8 protein-coding genes are annotated in these 7188 nt (G+C 49.9%); 3 read left to right on the forward strand and 5 right to left on the reverse strand.

Translation table 11 applies throughout. The features are described 5' to 3' along the window. Window positions 1-24: 24 nt before the first annotated feature. From C5S61_RS03080 to C5S61_RS03095, 4 genes are read right to left on the reverse strand one after another with little or no spacing between them, the layout of a single operon-like run. Window positions 25-1380, reverse strand: coding sequence for an alpha-amylase family glycosyl hydrolase (locus C5S61_RS03080; protein ID WP_110513651.1), 1356 nt, complete (start codon window positions 1378-1380; stop codon window positions 25-27). Between the two features lie 45 nt (window positions 1381-1425). Then, window positions 1426-1992, reverse strand: a complete 567-nt coding sequence (locus C5S61_RS03085) for a TetR/AcrR family transcriptional regulator (protein WP_110513652.1) — start codon at window positions 1990-1992, stop codon at window positions 1426-1428. Between the two features lie 56 nt (window positions 1993-2048). Next, complete coding sequence (locus C5S61_RS03090) at window positions 2049-2357, reverse strand: hypothetical protein (RefSeq protein ID WP_164689194.1); 309 nt, start codon at window positions 2355-2357, stop codon at window positions 2049-2051. Beyond that, on the reverse strand, window positions 2312-2533 hold the full coding sequence (locus tag C5S61_RS03095) for a hypothetical protein (RefSeq protein WP_110513654.1): 222 nt from the start codon (window positions 2531-2533) through the stop codon (window positions 2312-2314). The genes C5S61_RS03090 and C5S61_RS03095 overlap by 46 nt, the downstream gene beginning before the upstream one ends. Before the next feature lie 170 nt (window positions 2534-2703). On the opposite strand from C5S61_RS03095, the gene mgrA reads away from it, so the two are divergent. Further along, window positions 2704-3693 (forward strand): L-glyceraldehyde 3-phosphate reductase, encoded by a 990-nt coding sequence (mgrA, locus tag C5S61_RS03100; protein WP_110513655.1) that lies wholly within the window; start codon window positions 2704-2706, stop codon window positions 3691-3693. A 159-nt stretch (window positions 3694-3852) separates the two neighbouring features. On the opposite strand, the gene C5S61_RS03105 is transcribed toward mgrA, so the two are convergent. Further along, entirely contained in the window at window positions 3853-5463 is a 1611-nt protein-coding gene (locus C5S61_RS03105; protein WP_110513656.1) for a glycosyl hydrolase family 8, read from the reverse strand. A 236-nt stretch (window positions 5464-5699) separates the two neighbouring features. Here C5S61_RS03105 and C5S61_RS03110 point away from each other — a divergent pair, with 236 nt between their 5' ends. Then, window positions 5700-6245 (forward strand): GNAT family N-acetyltransferase, encoded by a 546-nt coding sequence (locus tag C5S61_RS03110; RefSeq protein ID WP_164689195.1) that lies wholly within the window; start codon window positions 5700-5702, stop codon window positions 6243-6245. A gap of 390 nt (window positions 6246-6635) precedes the next feature. Beyond that, complete coding sequence (locus C5S61_RS03115) at window positions 6636-7178, forward strand: GNAT family N-acetyltransferase (protein WP_164689196.1); 543 nt, start codon at window positions 6636-6638, stop codon at window positions 7176-7178. Window positions 7179-7188: the final 10 nt, after the last annotated feature.

A 7188-nucleotide genomic window follows, 5' to 3' on the forward strand; every position in this document is an offset into this window, starting at 1 on the left:
GCTTGGGCTGAGGCAAGCAATACATCAATTCATTAACTGCCAAACTTGGCCCCATGTTGGGGCTAGCTCCAGCTGAAGTTGACCATGCAGCACCCCTGTTTCGCCCCCATTCAAGCGATCTACAAGCACACTGCCTTCACCAAATGGCACCGCAAATTGACAGCGTTGGGCTGTGCTGGCTGCATTCAAGGCCACCACAATCGTTTGTTCTTTTGTCCAACGCACAAACACCAGTTGCTCAGCCTGAACATACAATTGGGCATATTCACCATTGCGCAGCGCTGAATATTCGTGGCGTAGTTGGCTCAAGCGTCGAATTGCTGACACTAGATCTGGTTGATTGGCAAGGACAGCAGCTGGTTGGGGCAACGCAGGCCGCAAAGCCTGATCGCTCGTGGCGGTTTTTTGGCCAAGTAATGCCCATTCGCTGCCATAATACAGTGCAGGAATCCCAGGCATTGTGTAGAGCAATAAATGCAATGGATACAGATGCGCAGGATTATGTAACGTGCTGGCAATCCGATCCACATCATGATTATCAACAAAGTTATACAACGGCGTGGCTCGATAGATACCACCAGCGCCAAATTGACGATTGAGACTGTAAGCAATTTCAAAATAATTGGCATCGTTCAGGCTGGAATAGAGGCCCTTGTAGGCTTCATAATTGGTCACGCTATCGAGCATTTCAGCATTCGCCCACTGACGATAATCGCCATGCACAACCTCGCCAATCAGCAGAAAATCGCTGCGTAGGCTTTTGCAATGGCCTGCGAGTTCGGCCAAAAAGCCATGATCGATCTGATCGGCAGCATCAAGCCGCAATCCATCAATCGCAAATTGTGTAACCCACAAGCTGACTGCTTGAAAAAGATATGCCTTGACTTCATAATTATGTAAATTCAACTTAACTAAATCGTAGTGGCCATGCCAACCTTGATAGCTAAAGCCATCGCCATACGGGCTGCGCTGGCTAAAATCTAAGCCAGCAAACCAATCGGCATAGGCTGAATTGCGGCCATGGGCTTGCACATCGCGAAAGGCCCAAAAATCACGGCCAACATGGTTAAAAACTCCATCAAGCACTACCCGAATGCCTGCCGCGTGCAAAGCAGCAATTAACTGCTGAAAATCGTGGTTCGTGCCCAGCCGCCGATCGACGGTAAAATAATCGATCGTATCGTAGCCATGGGCGCTTGATTCAAACACCGGCCCCAAATACAGCAGATTTATGCCCAAGCTTTTCAGATGTTCAATCCAGCCATGAAGTTGATGCAGCCGCGTAACTGGTGGGCTGGTTTGATCGTTGTGTGTTGGTGCGCCACAAAGCCCCAAGGGATAGATATGATAGGCTTGTGCGTCGTTGGCCCATGGATGCATACTTCCCCCTATATACCGATCGGTATAATATAATAGCTAAAAAAATTAGGAATAAATTCCATATGAAAATTGCTGCACGGCCTGATGGATGATTTGCGGCGTTGCCTGAACAGCGCCACTCAGCCACAAGCCAATATAGGTATTGATTGTGCCGAGCAAAGTGGCAGCATACACTCGTTGGCGACCGCGCATATTGCCATGAAAGCTACTTGCACGCACAAAAAAGCTTTCGAGCAACGCTTGTTGCTGCGCTGAACTGACCGCAACAATCTGAAACGCTTCGTTATCGGGCAAGCTAAACCACATGGCCAATTGCATACGATAAAGCAACGGCTCTGCTTGAGCAAAATCAAAATAAAGCTGAAAAATCGTTGCCAAACTTGCGGGAACATCATTGGCATTGCTGGTAGCTTGGGCTAACCGATCAATTAATGGCTGGAGCCGCTCGTTGATTAATGCTTCGAGGAGGCCGCGTTTGCTGCCAAAATAGTGATAGAGCGTTGGTTTGGTAACGCCAACATGCTCAACAATTTCTTGCACGCCAATTGCATCGTAGCCCCGTTGCGCAAATAAATGCAGCGCTTGTTCTAGCAGTTTTGCCCGATTATCCATAACGGCCTTTCTCTATACCGATAAGTATAGAGAAAGGCGTTCTATTTGTCAAGTGCTTACCATTCGCTAGTATAACGAACATCGTTAATTGACCATTGTTGCGCCGCATCGATGCTTACCTTGCACGACCAAAGTAATGCAAAGGTGGCGTTGCCACCAGGGTTGTTAAACCGCGCGGTGACGGTTGAAACCAACTGCCAAGAGTTTTCGCCTAATGGAGTTAAGCGCATCAGATCGGGGGCAAATTCGATCAAAATATAGTCAGTTGCCTTCGCTTGAACCGCTTGCTGACATTCTGCTAATGGCAGTTGTTCTACGTTTAGCGCTTCAGGCGTTGTTGGCAACTGTTGAATTGCACTTGCCAAGGTAATTTCGGTTGGCACGAATGGCGAAGCAGTTGCATCGATAATGGCTTAACGCTTGGCTCCGGCGTAGCGGTCGGAAACGGAATAACGCTTGGCGTGATGTTGCTTTGTAATGGATTGCCACAACCGACGAGCACAATTGTAAACATGCCAATTAACCAGCGTTGGTGACACATAGCATTCTCTCCAAATTACAGTTGATGATTAATGGTGTAATCGTCGCAGAATTTGGCGCTGAATAAATGATGCGCAGCTGATGTTCGAATCAAAATCTACGAAAACCAGCGTGCTATAATCGGGAAGGATTATTCTGTCTGTTGCACGCCAGCAGGCCAATGGGGTTGATATGAGTTATCAAGCAAAAGAGAGCCGCTATGCGACGATGCGTTACAATCGCAGCGGCAAAAGCGGTCTGAAATTATCGGCGGTGGCGTTGGGGCTGTGGCATAATTTTGGCGGCGTTGATGTCTATGAAAATGGCCGTGCGATGGTATTACACGCCTTTGATCATGGCATTACCCATTTTGATTTGGCCAATAACTACGGGCCACCGCCAGGCTCTGCTGAAGAAAATTTTGGCCGCATGCTCAAACACGATCTCAAGCCCTATCGCGATGAAATCGTCATTTCAACCAAGGCTGGCTACTATATGTGGCAAGGCCCGTATGGCGATTGGGGTTCGCGCAAATATCTGGTTTCGAGCCTCGACCAAAGCTTGAAACGTATGGGCTTGGAGTATGTTGATATTTTCTATCATCATCGCCCAGACCCAGAAACCCCGCTCGAAGAAACTATGCAAGCACTCGACCATATCGTGCGCAGTGGCAAGGCGCTCTACGTGGGGCTTTCGAATTATTCGGCTGAGCAAACTGCCGCCGCGAGTGCAATTTTGCGCCAATTAGGCACGCCCTGCCTGATTCACCAGCCATCGTACAATATGTTTAATCGTTGGGTTGAGGATGGTTTGTTGGCAACTTTGGCCGATCAGGGCATTGGCTGTATTGCCTTTTCGCCCTTGGCCCAAGGCTTGTTGACTGATCGCTATTTACAGGGCATTCCAGGTGATTCGCGGGCGGCCAAAGCACATGGGTTTCTCAAACCAGCCCATATTACCGATAGCGCCTTGGCCAAAGTTGCCAAATTGAATGATTTGGCCCAAACTCGGGGCCAAACCCTTGCCCAAATGGCCTTGGCTTGGGTGCTGCGCCACCCAACCATGACCTCGGTGCTGATTGGAGCCAGCAGAATTGCCCAAATCGATGATGCCCTTGCAGCCTTGACTGGTCTAAGTTTCAGCGACGCTGAATTAGCAACAATTGAAGCCGTTTTGGCATAGTAATCCATTCCCTCACCCCCCAACCCCCTCTCCCACTAAAACGCGGGCGAGGGGGAGTGCAGGTTTTCGCCAGAGATGACGGCAAAATCACAGAATAAAGCCCCTCGCCTGCTTAGTGGGAGAGGGGCTAATCGTGATAGCTGCCATTTCCGTGTGGGATTATTCAGCTTGCCACAATGCTGGCACAGCCTCGGGAGTCCAGGTCGATAACGAGGTGTGGGCTTGCAAACAGCGATAAATGCGCCCGTTGTAGCTCACACGTTGGCCTACTGCGTAAGCCTGCATGTTGCCATTCCAAGCTGCAACGCCGCTTGGCGTTGCCGTTGCAGGTCGCGGCGTTGCCGTTGCTGGCCGTGGCGTGGCGGTCGCCGATACTGGAGTCGCGGTTGCTGGGCGTGGCGTGGCGGTTGCCGGACGTGGCGTGGCGGTTGCCGGACGTGGCGTGGCGGTTGCTGGGCGTGGCGTGGCGGTTGGACTAACACCAGCGCGGCTTGGCGACCAATAATTGCCCGACATCAGCAGCAAACATTGCAAAGTCACCGTATCTTCAAAATAATCTTGGTGATTGCTACGCACTGCATCATAAACTCGATTGAGCCATTGCTGGCTGCTTGGCACGGTCATCGCTGCAACCCCAAATGGTGCTGCAAAGAAAGTGCTGAAATAGCCACTATCGGGCAATGCCGTCCCATTGAGCATATAGCCAGCGCGAATATTGGTTGCCGTACCACCAGTTGCTTGCTCGATCCAGCGTGAGATTTTTTGGGCTTGGCGTAATGATGCTGCATCACCAAAGACTACAGCATCGGCTCCCAAGCGCCAAGGCACACGCCCAGAGTTGTAGAAATAATTACCATCGTTTTCGCTTTCCAAGAAGTTGGCAGGCGATGGCTTGGGCGTGGTGTTGGCCTGCACCACAAAATCGGGCAGCAAACCAGTATTGGGGCTATATTGGGCTTGAATACTATCAACAATGCCTTGGGTTTTGCTGAGCACTGTATCCCATGTGGCATTGCCAGTGAAAGCCCGATAGTCGCGGAAGTGGCTGGGCATAAAATCCGAAGGCCGGGGCGTATATTGGCTATGCGGGCTGCCATTGGGCGAAACCCAATCGCCCAACATTGGCAAGCGGCTGCTTGGGCCAATTGTCGATGCTAAAACGCCTGCCAAAACAGTGTTGGCTGCGCTGGCATAATTGATGCGGCCACTGCTCCCCCACTGGGCATCAGCCAAAATCAGGCCATAGCCAATATCAGCATCGCCATCGAAAGCGCTATCGTTGCCAGAACCATCGCTGGGAATCCGCCAGCCCATCAAGCGCGAATCGATGTTGCTTGGATTAGTACGCGAAAATTCCCATAAGCCATCAAAAATGGTTTGGGCTTCGGGATCATAGCCCGCCATCAAGGCCATAATTACCATGCCATAGCCTTGGCCTTCGGAAACCGTCACGTTCGGCGCGCTGCTGCCAAAACTGATCCGATAGTAGGGATTGCCAGCGCTGCTCGTGCCAGCCCGCACCACATAACGGCTTTTCCAGACATCGTAAAAGGCTTTAACATCGCTATCAAGTTGAGCTTGAGTGCGATGATTGGGCTTAATCGTGCCACTCGCATATTGGGTATGTTGCGGAAAAGGCCGGCGTGGCGTTGCAGCTGCATACGATGCTTTGCTGGTAAAGAGTGGCACAACAACTGCACAGATGGCCAAAATCAAAATGACCCGCAACATCAAACGAGAACCGAAAAAAGAGCGTTTATCATTCATCATTACCTACCTCCAAGTTGCTGGAAAGTTATTCCAATGAACTTAGTAAGCAATCTAGCATAGGCCAGCAACTAAAGTCAAGAGATTTATTAAAAAATATTTATTATTCTCATTATTGAGTAGGCTGGATTCTGGTTGTCAGTAGCAAGCCTGAGGCTTTAATCCACCTTCTGATGGATAGGCGGCTGCATAATCGGGCCTATACTAGCCCAAGATTTAGCCTAGAAGGAGCAACCACCGTGTTAAAAGGTAAATTAGTAACCCTGCGCGCAATCGAGCGTGAAGATAGTAAAGCCCTGCATGCCTTAGAACAAAATGTCGAATTGGTGATCTTTGGTGATGGCACATGGTCGCCAACTCCATTGGCCAGCTTCGAAAAACGCTTCGACAAATACATCGAAGACTCAGAAAAAAATCAATTTATTATTGAAGTCGATGGGGTCGTGATTGGCTCGCTTGGCCTGCATCATAGCGATCGGGTTGCGCAATGTAGCGAATTCGGCATTGGCATTTATCACCCCGATTATGTTGGCAAAGGTTATGGCAGCGATGCAATTCAAGTTATGCTCCGCTGGGCTTTCCGCATTCAAAATTATCGCCGTATTTGGCTAACGACTGGTGGCAACAACGCCCGCGCCATCGCCGCCTATGAAAAATGTGGCTTTGTGCACGAAGGCCGCTTGCGCGAGCATGTCTTTGAAAATGGCCGCTTTGTCGATCTGGTTCAAATGGGCATGTTGCGCACGGAATGGGAAGCCAAGCAGAGCATAGAACAAAGAGCATAGAGCATAAAGGCAGAAATCAAAAGTCAAAAAAGAACATAGAACAAAGAGCATAGAACATAGGAGTTGGGGATCGGGGATCAGGCTATGGGCTATGGGCTGATGGCTGTAGGCGTTGGGCTAGCAAAAACCCAATCCTAACAATCTGTGTAATCTGTGGCTAAAAAAACATAGTCTTCGTGCTCTTCGCGCTCTTCGCGGTTTCCAGCCTGCGTAGCTCGGATTTTAACGCAGAGGTGCAGAGTGAATGAGGCTATGGGCTGTTGGCTATCGGGGATTGCTTGCAATGGCAATCATAGTTCCGATAGCCCAAAGCCTTCGTGCCCTTCGTGGATCAAAACTGATCCCCAACAACCAAGTCCCGATCCCCACTTATCAGAAAGGATGCCAAGCATGTTAAAAGGTAAATTAGTAACCCTGCGTGCGATTGAGCGCGAAGATAGCAAAGCGTTGTACGAATTAGAGAAAAATGTTGAGCTCGTGCTGCATGGCAACGGCACATGGTCGCCAACGCCGTTAGCTAGCTTCGAAAAACGCTTCGAAAAACATCTTGAGATTACCGAAAAATTGTGGTTTGTGATTGAGGTTGAGGGCGTGGTGATTGGCTCAATTGGCTTGCACCACACCGATCAACTGAACCGCAGCAGCGAATTTGGCATCGCCGTCTATCACCCTGACTATGTGGGCAAAGGCTATGGCAGCGATGCGATTCAAGTGTTGTTGCGCTGGGCCTTCCGCATTCAAAATTATCGCCGCATTTGGCTCATGACCGATAGCAATAATCCTCGTGCCATCGCCGCCTACGAAAAATGTGGCTTTGTGCACGAAGGCCGCTTACGTGAGCATGTGTTCAACAACGGTCAGTATATCGATGTGCTGCAAATGGGCATGTTGCGCGCGGAGTGGGAAAGTAAGAACATAGAGCATAGAGCATAGAGCATAGGGG

It is taken from the genome of Herpetosiphon llansteffanensis (assembly GCF_003205875.1).
In the GTDB taxonomy this organism is placed as follows: domain Bacteria; phylum Chloroflexota; class Chloroflexia; order Chloroflexales; family Herpetosiphonaceae; genus Herpetosiphon; species Herpetosiphon llansteffanensis.